Source organism: Corynebacterium sp. CCM 9204 (assembly GCF_041357695.1).
Classification (GTDB): Bacteria; Actinomycetota; Actinomycetes; order Mycobacteriales; family Mycobacteriaceae; genus Corynebacterium.
In genome coordinates, this window is record NZ_JAUERX010000002.1 from 248,566 (window position 1) to 266,089 (window position 17,524).

The following is a 17,524-nucleotide window of genomic DNA, read 5'->3' on the forward strand; positions in this document are numbered from 1 at the left end:
GCGTGGACCCTGACGGCACCCGGGGGTGATGTTGCTTCCCCTCCCACTCCCTCACGAATGGAACCGCGACGGCCCCGTTCAGCGTCGTGCGACTGGTTCCGCAGAACCAGGTTCACGGTCGATGTGCCAGCCGGACTGACCACTGAGCATCGTCGCCGGTGCGGTTTCACCGCTGTGCGGGAAACGGAGGGTCGTTGAACGATCGATGACGACGTTGTTGCCGATGACGCAGTCATCTCCGAGATCGATGCCGATCACTCCGGCACCGACACCGATTCGACAGTTCGCTCCCACGCGAACCGGACGGGGTGTGTCGGTACCACTCGCGTCGTCTGTTAGAACCGTCGCAGAGAGGCTGACGTGTGTCCCGGCCCCCACGACACTGCCTGCGGACAGAAGTCCTTCGATGTGTGCGGGCCCCACGGAACCTGAGTTGTAGGACACGAAGCCTTCTCGTAGCACTTCAGTCCCCTCGGCGAGGTGGGCTCCCAGTCGGACCCGCTCAGCCTCCGCGATCCGGACTCCGGTGGGAACGACGTAATCCACCATTCGGGGGAGGATGTCGATCGCGTAGACGTGAATCAACCCCCGGGAGCGCAGTGAGGTGCGAACGAACTCAAAATTCTTCGGCAGACAGGGTCCCTTGTTTGTCCACACCACGGTGGCTAGAAGTGATTCAAGTCCGTCGAGGTTTGCGTCGTGTGGGCGGATCAGTCGGTGGCTCAGCAGATGTAGGCGCAGGTAGACGTCGTGGGCGTCGGTCGGTGGTGCTGACAGGTCGGGAATGACCGTGCGGACTGCCACCTGCTCGACCATCCGGTCTTCATCGAGTTTGACTAATGACAGGAGCCTACGGCTCAATTTCGATGCCCCGAGCCGGATCGTCCCTCTGTCGGCCGGAGGGATGACGGTGAGTTCCGGTTGTGGATACCAGGTGTCCAGAACCGTGCCGTCCATGGCGATGTTGGCGATACCGACTGCGCTTGCTCCCGAAGTAATCATCTCCTTCAGTTTAGCTGGTTCCCTCCGTGACACCAGTCTTGCTGTCTGACAGGAACCCCCGGCGGATGAGCATGGTTTCTGGTACCGGAAACAGCGTGATGCCCGTTGGGCACTAGGGTGGTGGCGTGACCGACTTCAAACTGGACCTGACCGCCGATCCCGTCGACCTGACAGCCCGGCTCGTCGACATCGCCAGCCCTTCGCATCACGAGGAGAACATCGCCGACGCCATTGAGTCCGCCCTCCGGGATCTTGCGGAGGGCACCGGAATTGAGGTTCTCCGCTACCGGAACAACGTTCTCGCCCGCACCAACCGGGGGCTGCCCGGCCGGGTGATCTTAGCCGGGCACATTGACACCGTTCCGATCGCCGACAACGTACCCTCCAAGCGCGGCGTCGACGATCAGGGACGTGACACTCTGTTCGGATGCGGCACCGTTGATATGAAGAGTGGGGACGCCGTGTTCCTCAACGCTTTCGCCTTACTTGCGGAGAGCCCTGACCTCTCCCGTGACCTGACCCTGATCTGCTACGAGTGTGAGGAGATCGCCTCGGAATTCAACGGCCTCACCCACTTGGTCAGAGAACACCCGGAGTGGCTCGCCGGCGACGTTGCCATCCTCGGTGAACCGTCGGGAGCTGTCATCGAGGCAGGGTGCCAGGGGTCCATCCGACTGAAGATCACCGCGCATGGAACCCGGGCTCACTCAGCGAGGTCCTGGCTCGGTGTCAACGCGATGCATCTTTTCGCTCCGGTGATCACTCGTATCGCTGACTACCAGCCGGATGAGGTGCACATTGACGGCTGCACCTACCGTGAGGGAATCAACATCGTGCGGTGTGAATCCTTTGTCGCCACTAATACCATCCCCGACGAGGCGCTGCTCTACGTAAACTACCGCTTCGCACCGGACAAGACCGTCGATGAAGCGATGGGCCATTTCAATGAAGTTCTCGGCGTTGATGGGGATAGCCGATTCACCGTGGACATCGACGACATCTCTCCGGGGGCGCTCCCGGGGCTTGGCAAGCCGGCTGCTGCGGAACTTGTCCGGGCGACAGGGGGACAATTCCGCGCGAAATTCGGGTGGACTGATGTCGCGCGTTTCGCGGAGCTCGGGATCCCCGCTGTGAATTTCGGTCCTGGGGATCCGTCGTTCTGCCACAAGCGGGATGAACAGTGTCCCGTTCACATGATCACGGAGGTCTCAGAAACGCTCCTGGCTTATCTGCACCGGTGACCATGGACACCGGCGACTTGGTTGCGGTACTCCCGGATCGCCGGTCCGCAACCGGATCACCTGCCGGAGGTTACCCTCGTGAGGACAGGGCCGACAGAGATATGACACGACTGAAGGATACCGATGAGCGAGAAAACGAAGGATCAGAGCCGCTACATGCGTGGACCTGTGCTGGTGCGGCACGGTGGGAAGCAGGACTCCACGACCGATCAACGACTCTTGGACACCCAGAAATCGACCGATTGGCTGCATGAGGATCCGTGGCGGGTGCTGCGCATACAGAGCGAGTTCGTTAATGGCTTCGGTGCCCTGGCGGAAATGCCCCCCGCAGTCACGGTGTTTGGTTCCGCACGCCAATCCGAAGGCACGGGATACTACGATCTCGGCCGGGAACTCGGTACACGGCTGGCTGAGGCTGATTACGCCGTGATCACCGGCGGTGGGCCAGGGCTGATGGAGGCCGGAAACCGGGGGGCGACCGAGGGAGGTGGGCTGAGCGTCGGGTTGGGGATTGAGCTACCTCACGAGGAACGGCTCAACCCCTATATCGATCTCGGGATCAATTTCCGGTATTTTTTCGTCCGCAAGACGATGTTCCTGAAGTATAGCCAGGCCTTCGTTTGCTTGCCGGGTGGATTCGGTACGCTCGACGAGCTCTTCGAGGCGCTCTGCCTGGTCCAGACCGGCAAGATCACGAACTATCCGATCGTGTTACTGGGCACCTCTTTCTGGTCTGGACTGGTCGGCTGGATCCGGGAACAACTGCTTGTCAACGGCATGATCTCACCCGAGGACCTGGATTTGATCATGGTGACGGATTCCCCAGAGGAAGCTGTCGACCACATTCGTCGAGCCCATCAGGGTCTGGTACGGGACGCCGAGGAAAATTCTGCCCGTGATGCTGATGCTGAATCGCGGATGTAACGGGGTGCGTCCCGGTCATCCTGGTTACGGGCGGGCGGATTCTCTTCCGACCGTCATGGCCATCATCAATAGGACCCCTGATTCCTTCTACGATCGTGGCGCGACCTTCGCCCTTGATGATGCTGTTGCCCGTGTCGATGCCGCGGTGGCGGACGGCGCCACGATCATCGATGTCGGTGGAGTCAAAGCAGGACCTGGTCACGTCGTCGACGAAACCGAGGAAATTGATCGCGTCATTCCCCTCATCGCAGCCGCCGCTCACAGGCATCCCGGTGTGACTGTGTCAGTGGACACGTGGCGGGCTGGGGTCGCGGATGCCGCGATCACCGCCGGTGCGCGTCTGGTCAACGACACCTGGGCCGGGCATGATCCGGAACTTGTTGAGGTCGCGGGAGCGCATCGTGTCGGTTATGTCTGTTCCCACACCGGCGGCGCCGTTCCCCGGACCCGGCCGCATCGTGTGCACTATGATGATGTCGTCGCAGCGGTGATCTCCGAGACGACCACACTTGCGGAACGAGCCGTCGCGTGCGGAGTCCCCGAGGATCTCGTGTTGATTGACCCAACTCACGATTTCGGCAAGAACACCTATCACGGACTTGAACTTCTCCGCCGCGTCGACGAGCTCGTCAGTACCGGTTGGCCGGTGCTGATGGCGCTCTCCAACAAGGATTTCATCGGGGAGACTGTGGGACGACCATTGGAGAGTCGGGTTGCGGGCACACTCGCGGCGACGGCCTGGGCGGCGGCACGTGGTGTGGCGGCCTTCCGTGTTCACGAGGTGGCGGATACGGTGGACGTCCTCCGGATGACAGCGGCGATTAAGGGGGATGTTCCACCGGTCGCTGCGGTTCGAGGTCTCGCGTGACCGGGTTTCCCGTGGAGTACGTGAGTGTGGTCATCCCAGCACTCAACGAGGAGGAGACCGTGGCTGACGTCGTTGCTGCGGTGTCGGCGGACGCGCCGGGGGAGATCCTGGTGATCGACTCAGGTTCGACCGATCGGACCATCGCCCGGGCCAGGGAAGCCGGGGCGATGGTATTGACCCGGGAAGCGGCGTTACCTGATGTGGCGGTCCGTCCGGGTAAAGGCGAGGTGCTGTGGCGGGGAACAGCCGCGGCGCGGGGCTCCGTCGTGGTGTTCATCGACGCTGACCTCGTCGATCCGGTTCCGGGTATGGTCCGGGCGCTGTGTGCACCCTTTGTCGATTCGCGTGTCCAGCTCGTCAAGGGGGATCATCGTCGTCCCCTCGGAGATGATGATGACGGCGGTGGGCGGGTGACGACGTTGACGGCCCGCCCCCTGCTCAGGGCATTGAATCCGGAGCTCGTGCATATTCGTCAGCCACTGACCGGGGAGTATGCGATACGGCGTTCTACCGCGGTGGAGTTACCGTTCGTCTCGGGTTGGGGGGTGGAAGCGGGACTGCTTCTCGATGTCTCCGCCAGATTTGGTCCAGACTCCGTAACCTCCGTTGATCTCGGAGTGCGGAGACACCGCAACAAATCCACGGGAGATCTTGAACCTGTCGCTGATGCGGTTGTCGCCACGATTCTGTCCCGAAACGGGGTTATTCCTGGACACGGGTGTATCGTCCCGGAGCGTCCTCCGTTGTCGACGCTGCATCATGGCACCGTCGACGGGTAGCCTTGTTCGCGTTGAGGCTGACCGACTATCGCGGATGGAGATCGTCTGCTAGGAGTTGTTATCGTGCTTACCTGGATCATCTACATCTGTGTACTGCTCGTGCTCGTCGTCGTATTCACTGTGGTGTTCGGGGTGTTGTTCGGACGGGGAGAGAGTCTCCCTCCGCTCGATGAACAGCTTCCTGACATAGGTGCAGCCAACGACTCGGCGGTGTGGGCCGACCGGCCGGAGGACATCCGTCTCCCGGTGACGCTCCGGGGTTATCGTATGGAGGAGGTTGATCGGCTGGTGGCGACCTACGAGGAAAAGATTGCGGCGCTGCGTTCCGAACTCAACCGGTGCCATGGGAAAGGTGCCTGATTCCAGCCGGTGTGGGCTGTTCCCCGGGACCGTTGTCCTGAAAAAAGACTAGGCTGGAAGGCGATACTTCTTAAAACACAAGCTTGTGAAGGAGCTGGGACGTAATGGCAGCTATGAAGCCCCGGACGGGTAACGGTCCGATGGAAGCCGCGGAAGAGGGGCGCAAGATTGTGATGCGTATCCCCACCGATGGTGGCGGACGTCTCGTGGTGGAACTCAACAAGGAGGAGGCTGCGGAGCTCGGCGCTCTGCTCGTCGAGGCCGCGGGTTGATCCGGCTCATCTTGTTACCCCGGGCCGTCCCTGACATCTTCACGGGACGGTCTTCTTTTAACATTCCTGGGGTATCGCTCAGGAGCCGTTGACCACCCCACTGATCGACCGCCTCTTGCGGTACTACGGGTATCATGAACCGCGCTGAACGGCTGTTCCCCCATTATTCCGGCCTGCCAGCGGGAACCCCCCGTCGGCGGTTCCCCTCACCAACGGTAAGGAGTTTTCCAGACGTGCTCACAGATGTCTCCGATGTCCTGGCGGATCCAGTCGATGGAAGTCCGTTGACCCTTGACAGCGACCGTTCCTGGTTCGGCAGTCCCTCGGGGCGCTACTACGGCATCGCCGGTTCGGGGTACGTGACGTTGATGATCGATGGCGTTCATGCAGATCGTGCCGATGACGACGGAATGGTCACTGCCCGAGAGACATTCCTCTCCCGGGGACATTACGCACCCTTCGTTGAAGCGGTGACAGGTGCTGTGCAACTCGCGCTCGATGATGCCGGGGTCACCGATGACGCGCATCCGGTTGTCTGCGAGATCGGAGCGGGCACCGGATATTATCTCTCGCATACGCTTGATGATGTCGAGGGGGCGCGCGGTGTGGGGATAGATCTTTCGGTTCCCGCAGCGGAACGTCTCGCTGCATGCCATCCTCGTGTCGGAGCTGTCGTGGCTGATGTACGGCGCAGACTACCGCTACGGGATTCCTCGGTGGATGTTCTGACCGTTGTCTTCGCGCCTTCTAACCCCGCGGAGTTCGCCCGTGTGCTCAAACCCGGTGGTCAGGTGGTGGTTCTCACTGCGGAGGTGGGACATCTCTCGGAGCTGCGGGAGCCGCTCGGTATTCTTGATGTTCCGGAGGGGGAGACTGAGAAAGCGATTGAACAGGCAGCGGAGTGGTTCGACACGGTCTGTGAGCCGGAGCTGGTTGAATTCACCATGCGCCTCGATCAGGAGTCCATTGCGACGCAGACGGGGATGAGCCCGTCGGCCCGCCATATCCCGGCTGATGTACTGGCAGAGCGTGCTGCGCGCATCCCGGAGCACATGACGCTCACTGCGCGTGCGACGATCACCCGTCTTCAGTTGCGCTGACGCCTACCGACGATTGAGGGGCGGCCCAGTAAAAGGGGGCCGCCCCTCGTCGTATTCGTCCGGTCAGGCTGAGGATGCAGGATCGAATCCGTCCACGACATCACCAAGTTCGGTGGAGTCGTGTGGGAGGGGCCCTAGGTTCATGGTTTGAAGGACCTGAGCCTCGCCGTCGGTGCGCACGGTGAATCCGGTGCACCCATTGCTGAAGTACACGCGACTGGCGAGTGCCGCAACTCCACCGTCAACGAAGACCTCCACCGTTGAGCCATCGACAATGACGGTCAGTGAGTCGGTGTCAGCCTCTGCGAGCGGACCGGAGGCCGCGACGTCACCGGGGTAGGCCGTATTCATCGATCGGTCGAGGGTCACATGATCTCCGTGATGAGTGACTGTGAGTGCGGTATCGCCGGCGCCGTCGAGCACATCGACGCTGACTGATCCGTTCCTCACGTCGAGCATCGCGGTGAACATGCGGGCCGCAGTCGTTCCGGGAATGACCTCCGGCAGACCGGGGGTCGGAGTCTGGAACAATCTTCCATCCTGAAGCGTGACCAGGCGTGGCATGGAGAGGCAGTTCGCCCAGTTTTCTGTGGTCAGGCTCTTGTGTCTGGTGGGGTCATCCTTACGCCCGATACCGTTCATCAGCCCGAACACGAGAGCACTGTCCTGATGTTGTTCGCCGGTACCGGTACCGATGAAGTTGGTGTTGCGGGGGCGGGTGAAATCGTGGCCGAAATCCATTCGGGTAAATGGGGTGTGCACGGTGAAACGGGCACCGTTGAGGGTTCCCACGAGGTAACCGGAGACGTCGGGGCCGTTCCCCTCCTGTTCGACGGTGGTCAGAAGGACATCACGCAGCTCCCCGTTGACCTCGTCACGGAGCCGGAGGAGCCTCGGACTCACCATGCAGTGACCACCGCTGACGCCCGGATCGCCGTCGAAACTCATGGGCCCCCGTATGGCCCACTCACGGAGGTCTGGAGAATCTAGTATGACGAGTCGAGGTTCATCGACGTGCCCGGTGACGGCGAGCATCAGCCAGCGTCCGGGACCATCCGTGAGGACGCATGGGGACCGAAAATTGTGCCAGCCGTCTTGATCTCCCACAACACAACCGAGCCGGGAGACCGAGGAATCGAGTGCGAGTGCGTCATCATCCAGGTCAGTGACCGTTCCGGAGAGTGATGGAACTGCCGCGACGTGTACCTCGGTTCCGGTTGGTGTGACGGAGGTGAAGAAGAGTTCTGCTGCTCCGGCCCCACCGACGGGAACAACGGAGCCGGCACGCACCTGAATCTCGTTTCCCTCGGGTGCCAGGACATCATCGCAGATGTCCCAGTCATAGGGGTTGGTCACGTCAAGGACCTGATGAGCCCAACGTGCGGGTGCCCCCGCTGAGGGCTGGTATTGCAGGAAAACGTGCCAGATATCAGCATCCCGGATCGCGCCAGCGGGGGCATTGAGAACCCCTTGCTCCGCAGTGACATGCAGTTCAGGTCGGTGGGTGGTGTAGGTCATGGGTGATGGACTCCGGAATCGGTGTCAGAGGTGGGGTCAGGAGCTGTCGGCGTCATTCACATTAGCGATGAATAGACGTCGATGGTCTGCTCGGCGATCTTCGCCCAGGAGAACTTCTCGACGGCGCGGCGCTGGCCGACCTCCCCGATCTTGCGGGCACGCTCTCTATCCGAAACCATGTCGTTCACTGCTGCCGCGAGATCCCGTTCGAAGGTTTCCGGATCATTCTCGTCATAGTGCACGAGAGTCCCCGTTTCCCCGTCGACCACGACCTCGGGGATGCCTCCGACATCCGAGGCTACTACGGCGGTGCCGCATGCCATTGCCTCGAGGTTGACGATTCCGAGTGGCTCGTAGATAGAAGGGCAGGCGAAGGTGTCTGCGGCGGTGAGGATCTCCTGGATCTTGTCCTTGGGTAGCATCTCCGTCACCCAGAAGACTCCGCCGCCTCGTACAGAACGAAGTTCCTCCACGAGAGCGGTCGTCTCCGCGGCGATCTCCTCGGTGTCGGGAGCACCGGCACAGAGAACCAGTTGGACGTCCGGGGCGAAGAGTTTGGCGGCCTTGACGAGGTGACCGACCCCTTTTTGCCTGGTGATCCGGCCGACGAAAGCGACGATGGGTTTGTCTGGATCCACCCCGAGATCCGTCAATACCGAGGAACCCCGGGCTTCGATGGCGTCGTCAAATGTCGGGCGTGGTTGCCACAGTTCACAGTCGATGCCGTTCAGGACAACGTGGATCCTGTCTGCGTCGATGCGTGGATATGCCTCAAGAATGGCACCCTTCATCTTCTCGCTCACGGCGATGACCGCGTCGGCGTATTCCATGGTGTTTCGTTCTGACCAGCTCGAAACCTCGTAGCCGCCGCCGAGCTGTTCACGCTTCCACGGGCGATGGGGTTCCAGGGAGTGTGCCGTGGCCACATGCGGGATTCCGTAGAGGCGGGCGGCCAGATGTCCCCCCAGGCCCGCGTACCAGGTGTGTGAGTGCACCACGTCGATTCCCGTTGCCGCACTCGCCATGCGGAGTCCCGTTGATAGCGTCCTGATGGCCGGATTCGCGTCGGCCAGGGCGGGGTCGACACCGTGGGCGAACGTCCGGGGCTCATCCCGTTCCGCTCCCATGCAGTGCACGTCAACCTCGACGAGCTTTCGCATGTACCGTGTCAGTTCGGTCACATGGACTCCAGCTCCGCCGTAGATTTCCGGGGGATATTCCTTGGTCATCATTCCTACTCGCATATCCACGACGATAGCCGTGCTTATCGCGGCATGCAGCGACGTCGGGACGGGGGAGAGGTATGCCACATTCCGGGAACGGACAGGGGGCAGTGCAAATGCTACGTACTGCGGGTATGTGTTTTCCGGAGTCACCGCACGGGGGTGCTTCGGAGGTGCCGGGTGCCCGGGTGTGTGTTTGGGAGGTGTCGGGGGTGTCCGTACCTATCGTGAGCGGCTGGCACCCATCGGAGCCGATGCTGTGACGGATGCAGGAGGTGACCATTGTCATAGCGGTTATCAGATCGAAAAGTATCTAATTTGATCGAACCCCTCCATAGACAGCAATTCTCTTATACAGTGGATCTCGTGAGGAGCCAACCACATGTCCTAGCCATCGTCCTCGCCGGCGGTGAAGGTAAGCGCCTGTCTCCCTTGACGGAAGACCGTGCGAAACCCGCTGTTCCCTTTGGGGGCACCTACCGGCTGATCGACTTCGTCCTTTCCAACCTGGTCAACGCCGGGTACATGAACGTCTGTGTTCTGACACAGTACAAATCCCATTCCCTTGACCGGCATATCTCTCAGTCTTGGCAGCTCGCCGGACTGGCAGGTCAGTACATCACGCCCGTGCCCGCTCAGCAGCGCCTCGGGAAGAGATGGTTCACAGGGTCCGCTGACGCGATCCTGCAGTCCCTCAACCTCATCTACGACGAGGATCCCGAGTACGTCATTGTCTTCGGCGCTGACCACGTGTACCGAATGGATCCCCGCCAGATGGTCGAGGAACACATCGCGTCCGGGGCCTCCGTGTCCGTCGCCGGTATCCGTGTACCCCGTTCAGAGGCGAATGCATTCGGCTGCATCCAGTCCGGTGACGACGGAAAGATCACTGAGTTCCTGGAGAAGCCCGCTAATCCACCGGCGACTCCTGACGACCCGGAGATGACCTTCGCATCGATGGGTAACTACGTTTTCACCACGAAGGCTCTCGTTGATGCGCTGAAGGCTGATGCCGAAAATGAGGGCTCGGACCATGATATGGGTGGGGATATCATCCCCTTCTTCGTGGAACGTGGGGAAGCGAACGTTTATGATTTCTCATCCAACCAGGTTCCCGGGGCCACCGACCGTGATCGCGGCTATTGGCGTGACGTCGGTACCATTGACGCCTTCTATGAGGCACATATGGACTTGATCTCCGTGCACCCGGTGTTCAACCTGTATAACCGCCGCTGGCCGATCCATAACACGGATACCGGTAATTACCCGCCAGCGAAGTTCGTTCAGGGAGGTATCGCCCAGTCGTCCATGGTGGCATCGGGGTCGATTATCTCCGGTGGAACGGTTCGGAACTCGGTGCTGTCGGCGAACGTGATCGTCGAGGAAGGGGCGACAGTTGAAGGGTCTGTTCTCATGCCGGGTGTGCGTGTCTGCAAGAACGCTGTGGTCCGCCACGCGATCCTGGACAAGAATGTTGTGATCTCCGAAGGGGAGTTCATCGGGGTTGACCATGAACGGGATGCAGGGCGCTTCACCGTGAGTGCCGGTGGAGTTGTCTGTATCGGAAAAAACGTCGTCGTCTAGCCTGCCGGGCAGGTTGCACTGGTCGCCGCGCTCGGCGCGGTGACATCGGTGGCAAGGCGATAACGGAAAGAAGTGCGTTCGGCAGGGTTTCTGCCGAACGCACTTCTTTATGTCCGAGAAAATCAGACGGTAGGGCAGGAACGCTTGGTGAGGATTGTCATACCTGCACCCAAGGGCAATCTTGTTATCAGAGCATCATCCATCTGGCGGGCATGGTCGTCCGCTTCCCGGGCCGCGACCGTGTCGCGATCGCGGCGGGTTGCGTCGGACAGTGTGCCGTCGAGTAGACAGTCCGCGAGAATGAGGACCCCGCCGTCACCGAGCAGTGGCCAAGCGGCGTTGATGAAGGCCCGGAGATCGCTCGGCCGCATGTCCCCGTAGACGAGCTGATAGGACCCCGGTGCGAGGCGCCCCATCACCTCAAGCGGACGTGACGGGAGGAATCGAAATCGGCTTGGCCGGTATCCGGCTGCGGTGAACGTCGCGCGGGCCTGCTTCTGATGTTCGGCTTCGGGGTCGATGCAGGTGAGAGTACCTCGTGCGCCGAGGCCCTCTAACAGATACAGCCCCACGACAGCGGCTGCGGGAGTGACGGCGATTGCACCTGCCGAGGTTTCTCTGGTGGCGGTCGCGGCGAGCGTAGAAAGGAGTGAACCGGTGATCTCATCGGGTACGGTCAGGCCGAACTCTTCCGCATCGCTTCGGGCGCAGACGAGTTCAGGTGGGGTGTCGGTGGTTCCGGTGATGTAGGAACAGAGGTTGTTGAAGGCAGTGTCACTCACGTGTACAAGTGTATGGCCGGTGAGCCGAAAAGCGAGACAACCCGCCGGTTTTCGTGTTTGTGGTTTCAGCGAAAAATGTCACGGATGGCCTCGGGATGGGTCCGGGGGCGTTACTGAATTGACGCGGGAAAATCAGGATGGTTTAAGGGCGGGCTTCGTTGTACGATAGTTCTCTGATGGATAATCAAAGCATGATGTCCGATCCCTCCGGAGCACCCAGGCCTTCTGAAGTTCAGGCGATCCCCGATGTCGACGGGTCCGTATCGCTCTGTGGTACTGCCGCATTCGATGCGGGTGCCGCGGAAATGCCGACATGGGCCGAGCTGGTGGAGGAGCATGCTGATGGGGTTTACCGGCTTGCCTACCGTTTGTCCGGCAACCGGCACGACGCGGAGGATCTCACGCAAGAAACCTTCATGCGGGTGTTCCGTTCTCTCAAGAGCTACCGGCCCGGAACCTTTGAGGGATGGCTTCATCGCATCACCACGAATCTCTTCCTGGATATGGTCCGACATCGGAGTCGTATCCGGATGGAGGCACTGCCGGAGGACTATGATCGTGTGCCCGGTACCGAGATGACCCCTGAACAGGCGTTCAACTTCTCGAACCTCGACCCGGTGCTCCAACGGGCTCTTGATGCTCTGAGTCCTGAGTTTCGGGTCGCCGTCGTACTGTGTGATGTGCTCGGAATGACCTACGACGAGATTGCGGACACCCTCGGGGTGAAGATGGGTACGGTTCGTTCACGTATCCACCGGGGGCGTAGCCAACTTCGGAACAGTCTGGAATTGGCTGCCCGCACCGATGCTGATGCTCAGCTTCTGATCCCTCTCAGCCGCTGACTGGATCACCCGAACGGGAGGCCCGGTGCACTGTATTCGCCGAACAGCGTATTCTTGTCGGCAGATACAGTGAGGGACCCGGGATGTGGCTCGGCTTGGTAACAGAGATGTGCAGGGAGGCGGTTCGATATGGTTGAACAGCAGCCCGAGGACGGGTGGACACCGCACGGGGGGCCGTGGCGCCGAGGCAATCGGCCCAGGGAATTCGCTTCTGTTGAACACCTGAGTCCTGAAGCTGTCGCCGCGTTCGTTGACGGTGAGTTGTCACCGGGAGCCGCGCATCGGGCCCGGGTTCACATGGTTCACTGTGTGGAATGCAGGGATGACGTTGATCAGCAGCGTCGCGCCGCCGAGCGGCTCCGTACCTGCGGTGAGAATGATGATATCCGTGTGCCCAGTTCCCTTCTGGAACGATTGAACTCCATCGCACAGTCCTGTCCAGCGGGACCAGGAGTGGAAGACTCGGTCTGTTCACCGCCTCAGACATTGCTCGACAAGATGGATATTCTCTACCGTGCGGTGCGTCGATCTCGCGGATGGTGACGATAAAATCTGGTGAGCACGGTACCACCTTCCTTCCGTTAGGATGAAGGAGTGTTCAACAGTGTCGGTTGGTCCGAAATATTCGTTCTCTTTGTCGTGGGTCTCATTGTTATTGGACCGGAACGGCTCCCCCGTGTTATTCAGGATGTCCGTGCGGCGATTCTCGCGGCGCGGCGGGCGATTGACGATGCGAAGCGTTCGATGAGCGATGAGTTCGGTCCAGAATTCGAGGATATAACGGGTTCGATCGGGGAGTTCGCTGCGCTGCAGCGAATGGGGCCGCGGGCTGTTCTGGCCAAGACCCTTTTCGACGGAGACGATAGTTTCTTGGATTCCTTCGACCCGAAGAAGATTATGTCGGAGGGAACTGCGGGCGAGGCTCATCGGCAGCGCGCGGCCGAGCAGAACACCACAGTCGTACGGGCGGCAGAGGAAACCGTTCGGGTCGAACGACCCGACAGAGAACGGCATATGCCAGAGCGGTCGACCGGACATCCCGATACAGATGATGGTGTCGCTGCGGGAGACTGGTCGGATGTCACATGATGGCCGGGAGATTACCGGATCATCTGTTGGACGAGGAGTGCTCCTCCGATTCCGCGGAGGGGCACTCCTCGTAGTGTGCTAACGGTGAGCGACACCGAGGTTGAGGGATCTACCGGCGAGGGACTCCCGCCGTACCGCAATTTTGTCCGCGACCTTACCGATCGCCTGGGAAGTCGGGGAGTCAGGGTGTGCGATGACCACTGGTACACCGACATCTCCGCCTGCGCGTAGAGCCGGGTCAAGGGGTATCTCGCCGAGAAGGTCGATCTCGGTTCCGGTGAGAATTGAAAGCCGATCGGCGACGGTCTGTCCACCACCGGCACCAAAAACATCTACCGTCGAACCATCGGGCATGACCATAGCGCCCATGTTCTCGATGACACCGGCGATCCGCTGTCGGGTTTGCTGGCTGATTGAGCCTGCGCGTTCCGCGACCTCGGCGGCAGCGGCCTGGGGGGTGGTGACGATGAGAAGTTCAGCATTGGGCACGAGTTGGGCGACGGAAATTGCGACATCACCCGTACCCGGTGGTAGATCCAGGAGAAGGACGTCCAAGTCACCCCAGAACACGTCTGTGAGGAACTGGGTGATCGCCCGGTGCAGCATGGGTCCGCGCCAGACGACGGGTGCGTTTCCCTCGACAAAATGACCGATCGAGATCATTTTTACACCGTGAGCCATGGGCGGCATGATCATGTCGTCGACCTGATGTGGGCGTTCCTCGGAACCGAGCATGTGCGGGATCGAATGCCCGTAGATGTCGGCATCGAGAATGCCGACGGATAGGCCCCGTGCGGCGAGCGCCGTGGCCAGATTAACGGTCATGGACGACTTTCCGACGCCGCCTTTTCCGCTGGCCACTGCGTAAATGCGCGTGGTGCATCCCGGTTGCGCGAAGGGATTCACGACCTCAGCGGATGCGCCCCGCAGACTGGTACGCAGCTCTCGGCGCTGTTCGTCGCTCATCACGTCAGTGGTAACAGTGACGTCAGTCACCCCATCGATTTCGGCCACCGCTGCTCGTGAATTCTCCGTCAGGGTGGATTTCATCGGGCAACCGGCGATGGTCAGATAAATCTCGACCTGCACGGAGGAACCATCGATGACGATGGATTTCACCATACCAAGCTCGGTGATGGGGCGCCCGATCTCGGGGTCGATGACCCTGGAGAGTGCGGCGCGGACTTCGGATTCAGTCACGGTAGTCATCACCCACCGATCCTAGCGCGCCCCGGACCGTGACTACCCACGGGGCTGGTGGGCGTGATGATGAGGATCATCGCTGTGGATGCGGCCAACCATCTGTGTCATCGCGGTCGTTGATCTCACCCATGGTCGGTTCTGCGAGCAGGTCTTTCCCGTCGTGGGCCCCCCGCCGCCGGTGTTCACGGGCCTGGCGTGCAGCGGACTCATCGTCGATTTTCGCTTCGAGACGTTCGAGCATGTCGGTGAGATCCTCAAGTTCACGGCGGAGATAATCACGGGTGACGGTCTCCCCGACGGCGATCCGTACACCTGCAAGTTCGCGGGCGAGAAACTCGGTGTCGGCTTTGGTTTGCTCACTACGCCGACGATCCTCCGCGATCACCACGCGGTCACGGTCCTCCTGCCGATTTTGCGCAAGAAGAATCAGGGGGGCGGCATAAGCTGCCTGTGTGGAGAAAGCCAGATTGAGGAGGATGAATGGGTACGGATCCCAACTAAACTTCCAGGCACCTACATTGAGGGCGATCCAAATCATCACGAATACCGTCTGCCAGAAGAGGTATTCGCCGGTGCCGAAGAATCGCGCAACCTTCTCTGCGAAGGCGCCGACCGAGTCGCCGTCGATGTTGATCAGCTTTCGGCGCTGGCCGGCAACCGGAGTATCGAGGTCACTGCGCTGGTAATCAGCCACGGGGGCTCCTTCACGATGGTCAGAGAGGGTCGAACGGGGTGATTGTGGTGTGTCTGTCAGCGGGTCGTGCGTGGGGTGGAACGAAGGAGAGGATGCTGTCCACTGGGGTCGGGGGCAGGACGGAGACCCCGTTCACGCCAGTCGTCGGGGAGCATGTGGTCCAGTAGGTCGTCGACGGCGACGGCACCGAGGAGGTGCTTGTCGGCGTCGAGGACCGGCCCGCAGACGAGATTGTAGGTGGCGAAGTATCGTGCGGCTGTCTCCTGGTCATCGTCCGCGAACAGCGGCGGGAGATCAGGATCGAGGCAACCACCGATGAGGGACCCGGGGGGTTCCCGAAGCAGCCGCTGCAGGTGGACACATCCCAGGTATTTGCCTGTCGGGGTCGCTGTGGGGGGCCGAACAACGAAGACCATGGAAGAAAGGGAAGTCGGCAGTTCTGGGTCGCGAGCGAAGGCGAGTGCCTCCGCGACGGTCGTCTGCGGGGTGAGAACGAGTGGCTCCGGAGTCATGAGCGCACCCACGGTGTCCGGCGAGAAGCTCATCAGTCGACGGACCGGAGCGGATTCCTCCGGATTCATCTCCTCCAGCAGGGCTGCAGCCTTGGCGTCGGGAAGCTCACCGAGGAGGTCCGCAGCATCATCGGGATCCATCTCCTCCAGAACGTCTGCTGCCCGTTCGAAGTCGAGCGCCTCAAGGAGTTCCGCCTGACGTTCCTCGGGGAGCTCCTGCATGATGTCAGCGAGGCGTTCGTCGTCGAGCTCAACGGCGATCTGTTCCCGCTGTGCCGCGGGCATTGTGTAAAGCTGTGTCGCGATATCGGCGGGACGCATGTCATCGAACTGGGCGATCAGCTCCGCGGTTTCATCCGGGTCACCTGTGCCACTGGCGGAGATTCCGTGTACGTGTGTCCAGGGGACGACGTCCAACTTCGGGCGTCGACCGAATTTGGGTTTCTCATGGTAGACGGCAACTCGGGAAATCACCCAGTCGCGGGTACGGGTGCGTTCCAACTCGACATCTGCGATTTCCAGCGCGCGTCCGTGGAGATGATCAAGCTCAGGGTCATCAACCTGAACCTTTGATCCGACGATGTCCGCCAGGACACTGAGCTCACCGGTCCTGGACTGGAATGCTCGGAGGGAAACCGAACCCGTGGCGAGAACGATTTCCTGGGGTGCGATCTCGGCGATCCGGAGCATCGGAAGGAAGATCCGGCGTTTGTTCAGCATCTCGACCACGAGGCCTAGCGCCCGAGAGGTCTGTCCGATGGGGCGCACCGCGATGACGATGTCCCGGACACGTCCGATGACGTCTGTGTCGGGGCCGCGGACGATCATGCCCGAGAGGCGGCCGACGTAGACACGGGTGATTTGGCTCATGAGAATCTAGTTTACTGTGCTTGCCTGCCAGGGGAACATTCCCCCGAGTACGGCCGTTATACGGAAGGACGATGAACCCGCCGGGTCCCGGCGGAGGACACTTCCGTCACACCGCAGGAGGAGATTGTGGGCATGACACCTTTCGGTACCGGTCCGAACCGGAACTCGACCGGGGAACGTTGCCGCCCGGAGGGATGGCCAGTGGGCAGTTTTGAGGACTACGCCTCAGCACAGGCTGCAGTGGACATGTTGAGTGACCGCGGTGATTTCCCGGTCAACGAGCTCACAATCGTCGGGGTAAATCTGATGGAGGTTGAGCGAGTCGTTGGCCGACTCACCTGGGGCCGGGTTCTTGCCGCTGGTGCGGTGTCGGGGGCGTGGATGGGGCTTTTCGTCGGTGTCTTGATGATCCTGTTCAGCGACAGTTTCGGTAGTCTCCTGGCGCCGATGATCTACGGCATTGTGATGGGGGTCATCTTCGGGCTGATTGCGGCGGCGGTGCCGTATGCGGCGTCTAAGGGGCGCCGGGACTTTGCGACCACAACGCAGATCGTCGCCGGGCGGTACGACGTCCTTTGTGCCCCGGAACATGCTCGCCGTGCTCGGGATGAAATTGCCCGTGCGAACCTCGTCGGTCGTTACAACGTGCAGCGGTGATCTG

General features: G+C 61.0%; 19 protein-coding genes. 12 read left to right on the top strand and 7 right to left on the bottom strand.

Features of this window, described 5'->3' with window-relative positions; translation table 11 throughout:
• Positions 1 to 78 precede the first annotated feature (78 nt).
• A complete protein-coding gene (locus QWU43_RS05310; RefSeq protein ID WP_370915137.1) occupies positions 79 to 1,002 on the bottom strand; it encodes a DapH/DapD/GlmU-related protein in 924 nt (307 codons plus the stop codon).
• A gap of 125 nt (positions 1,003 to 1,127) precedes the next feature.
• Here QWU43_RS05310 and dapE point away from each other — a divergent pair, with 125 nt between their 5' ends.
• The 7 genes from dapE (at position 1,128) to QWU43_RS05345 (ending at position 6,546) form a co-directional block, all read left to right on the top strand.
• Positions 1,128 to 2,243 carry a succinyl-diaminopimelate desuccinylase gene (dapE, locus tag QWU43_RS05315; RefSeq protein ID WP_370917322.1) on the top strand — a complete coding sequence of 372 codons (1,116 nt, stop codon included), beginning with the start codon at positions 1,128 to 1,130 and terminating at the stop codon, positions 2,241 to 2,243.
• A 123-nt stretch (positions 2,244 to 2,366) separates the two neighbouring features.
• Positions 2,367 to 3,167 carry a TIGR00730 family Rossman fold protein gene (locus QWU43_RS05320; RefSeq protein ID WP_370915135.1) on the top strand — a complete coding sequence of 267 codons (801 nt, stop codon included), beginning with the start codon at positions 2,367 to 2,369 and terminating at the stop codon, positions 3,165 to 3,167.
• Between the two features lie 55 nt (positions 3,168 to 3,222).
• The gene (gene folP, locus QWU43_RS05325; RefSeq protein ID WP_370917323.1) at positions 3,223 to 4,035 is read left to right on the top strand and encodes a dihydropteroate synthase; all 813 of its coding nucleotides are present in this window, start codon (positions 3,223 to 3,225) and stop codon (positions 4,033 to 4,035) included.
• Positions 4,032 to 4,814, top strand: a complete 783-nt coding sequence (locus tag QWU43_RS05330) for a glucosyl-3-phosphoglycerate synthase (protein ID WP_370915134.1) — start codon at positions 4,032 to 4,034, stop codon at positions 4,812 to 4,814. Before folP ends, QWU43_RS05330 begins: the two co-directional genes overlap by 4 nt.
• A gap of 63 nt (positions 4,815 to 4,877) precedes the next feature.
• Positions 4,878 to 5,174 carry a cell division protein DivIVA gene (locus QWU43_RS05335; protein WP_370915133.1) on the top strand — a complete coding sequence of 99 codons (297 nt, stop codon included), beginning with the start codon at positions 4,878 to 4,880 and terminating at the stop codon, positions 5,172 to 5,174.
• Between the two features lie 104 nt (positions 5,175 to 5,278).
• A complete protein-coding gene (locus tag QWU43_RS05340) occupies positions 5,279 to 5,446 on the top strand; it encodes a DUF3117 domain-containing protein (protein WP_198735586.1) in 168 nt (55 codons plus the stop codon).
• A 233-nt stretch (positions 5,447 to 5,679) separates the two neighbouring features.
• A complete protein-coding gene (locus tag QWU43_RS05345; RefSeq protein ID WP_370917324.1) occupies positions 5,680 to 6,546 on the top strand; it encodes a methyltransferase domain-containing protein in 867 nt (288 codons plus the stop codon).
• 63 nt (positions 6,547 to 6,609) lie between these two features.
• Here QWU43_RS05345 and QWU43_RS05350 read toward each other — a convergent pair whose 3' ends face one another.
• Together QWU43_RS05350 and glgA are read right to left on the bottom strand one after the other, a co-directional pair.
• The gene (locus QWU43_RS05350) at positions 6,610 to 8,064 is read right to left on the bottom strand and encodes a GH32 C-terminal domain-containing protein (protein WP_370917325.1); all 1,455 of its coding nucleotides are present in this window, start codon (positions 8,062 to 8,064) and stop codon (positions 6,610 to 6,612) included.
• 56 nt (positions 8,065 to 8,120) lie between these two features.
• A complete protein-coding gene (gene glgA / locus QWU43_RS05355) occupies positions 8,121 to 9,308 on the bottom strand; it encodes a glycogen synthase (protein ID WP_370915363.1) in 1,188 nt (395 codons plus the stop codon).
• A gap of 345 nt (positions 9,309 to 9,653) precedes the next feature.
• Here glgA and glgC point away from each other — a divergent pair, with 345 nt between their 5' ends.
• Positions 9,654 to 10,871, top strand: coding sequence for a glucose-1-phosphate adenylyltransferase (glgC, locus tag QWU43_RS05360; RefSeq protein ID WP_370915130.1), 1,218 nt, complete (start codon positions 9,654 to 9,656; stop codon positions 10,869 to 10,871).
• A 122-nt stretch (positions 10,872 to 10,993) separates the two neighbouring features.
• On the opposite strand, the gene QWU43_RS05365 is transcribed toward glgC, so the two are convergent.
• Positions 10,994 to 11,653 carry an O-methyltransferase gene (locus tag QWU43_RS05365; RefSeq protein WP_370915129.1) on the bottom strand — a complete coding sequence of 220 codons (660 nt, stop codon included), beginning with the start codon at positions 11,651 to 11,653 and terminating at the stop codon, positions 10,994 to 10,996.
• 176 nt (positions 11,654 to 11,829) lie between these two features.
• On the opposite strand from QWU43_RS05365, the gene sigE reads away from it, so the two are divergent.
• The 3 genes from sigE to tatB all read left to right on the top strand — a co-directional run bounded on the left by sigE (position 11,830) and on the right by tatB (position 13,584).
• Positions 11,830 to 12,495: an RNA polymerase sigma factor SigE gene (sigE, locus tag QWU43_RS05370; RefSeq protein WP_370915128.1), complete on the top strand. Its 666-nt coding sequence runs from the start codon at positions 11,830 to 11,832 to the stop codon at positions 12,493 to 12,495.
• A gap of 129 nt (positions 12,496 to 12,624) precedes the next feature.
• Complete coding sequence (locus tag QWU43_RS05375) at positions 12,625 to 13,038, top strand: anti-sigma factor (protein WP_370915127.1); 414 nt, start codon at positions 12,625 to 12,627, stop codon at positions 13,036 to 13,038.
• Between the two features lie 51 nt (positions 13,039 to 13,089).
• Positions 13,090 to 13,584: a Sec-independent protein translocase protein TatB gene (gene tatB, locus QWU43_RS05380; protein WP_370915126.1), complete on the top strand. Its 495-nt coding sequence runs from the start codon at positions 13,090 to 13,092 to the stop codon at positions 13,582 to 13,584.
• Positions 13,585 to 13,662: 78 nt separating this feature from the next.
• Here the strand turns inward: tatB and QWU43_RS05385 are convergent, their stop codons facing one another.
• From QWU43_RS05385 to QWU43_RS05395, 3 genes are all read right to left on the bottom strand, one after another.
• Positions 13,663 to 14,793, bottom strand: coding sequence for an Mrp/NBP35 family ATP-binding protein (locus tag QWU43_RS05385; RefSeq protein WP_370915125.1), 1,131 nt, complete (start codon positions 14,791 to 14,793; stop codon positions 13,663 to 13,665).
• Between the two features lie 67 nt (positions 14,794 to 14,860).
• A complete protein-coding gene (locus tag QWU43_RS05390; protein ID WP_370915124.1) occupies positions 14,861 to 15,481 on the bottom strand; it encodes a DUF1003 domain-containing protein in 621 nt (206 codons plus the stop codon).
• A 56-nt stretch (positions 15,482 to 15,537) separates the two neighbouring features.
• Positions 15,538 to 16,863: a magnesium transporter MgtE N-terminal domain-containing protein gene (locus tag QWU43_RS05395; RefSeq protein WP_370915123.1), complete on the bottom strand. Its 1,326-nt coding sequence runs from the start codon at positions 16,861 to 16,863 to the stop codon at positions 15,538 to 15,540.
• Between the two features lie 132 nt (positions 16,864 to 16,995).
• On the opposite strand from QWU43_RS05395, the gene QWU43_RS05400 reads away from it, so the two are divergent.
• Positions 16,996 to 17,520, top strand: coding sequence for a general stress protein (locus QWU43_RS05400; RefSeq protein WP_370915122.1), 525 nt, complete (start codon positions 16,996 to 16,998; stop codon positions 17,518 to 17,520).
• Positions 17,521 to 17,524 lie beyond the last annotated feature (4 nt).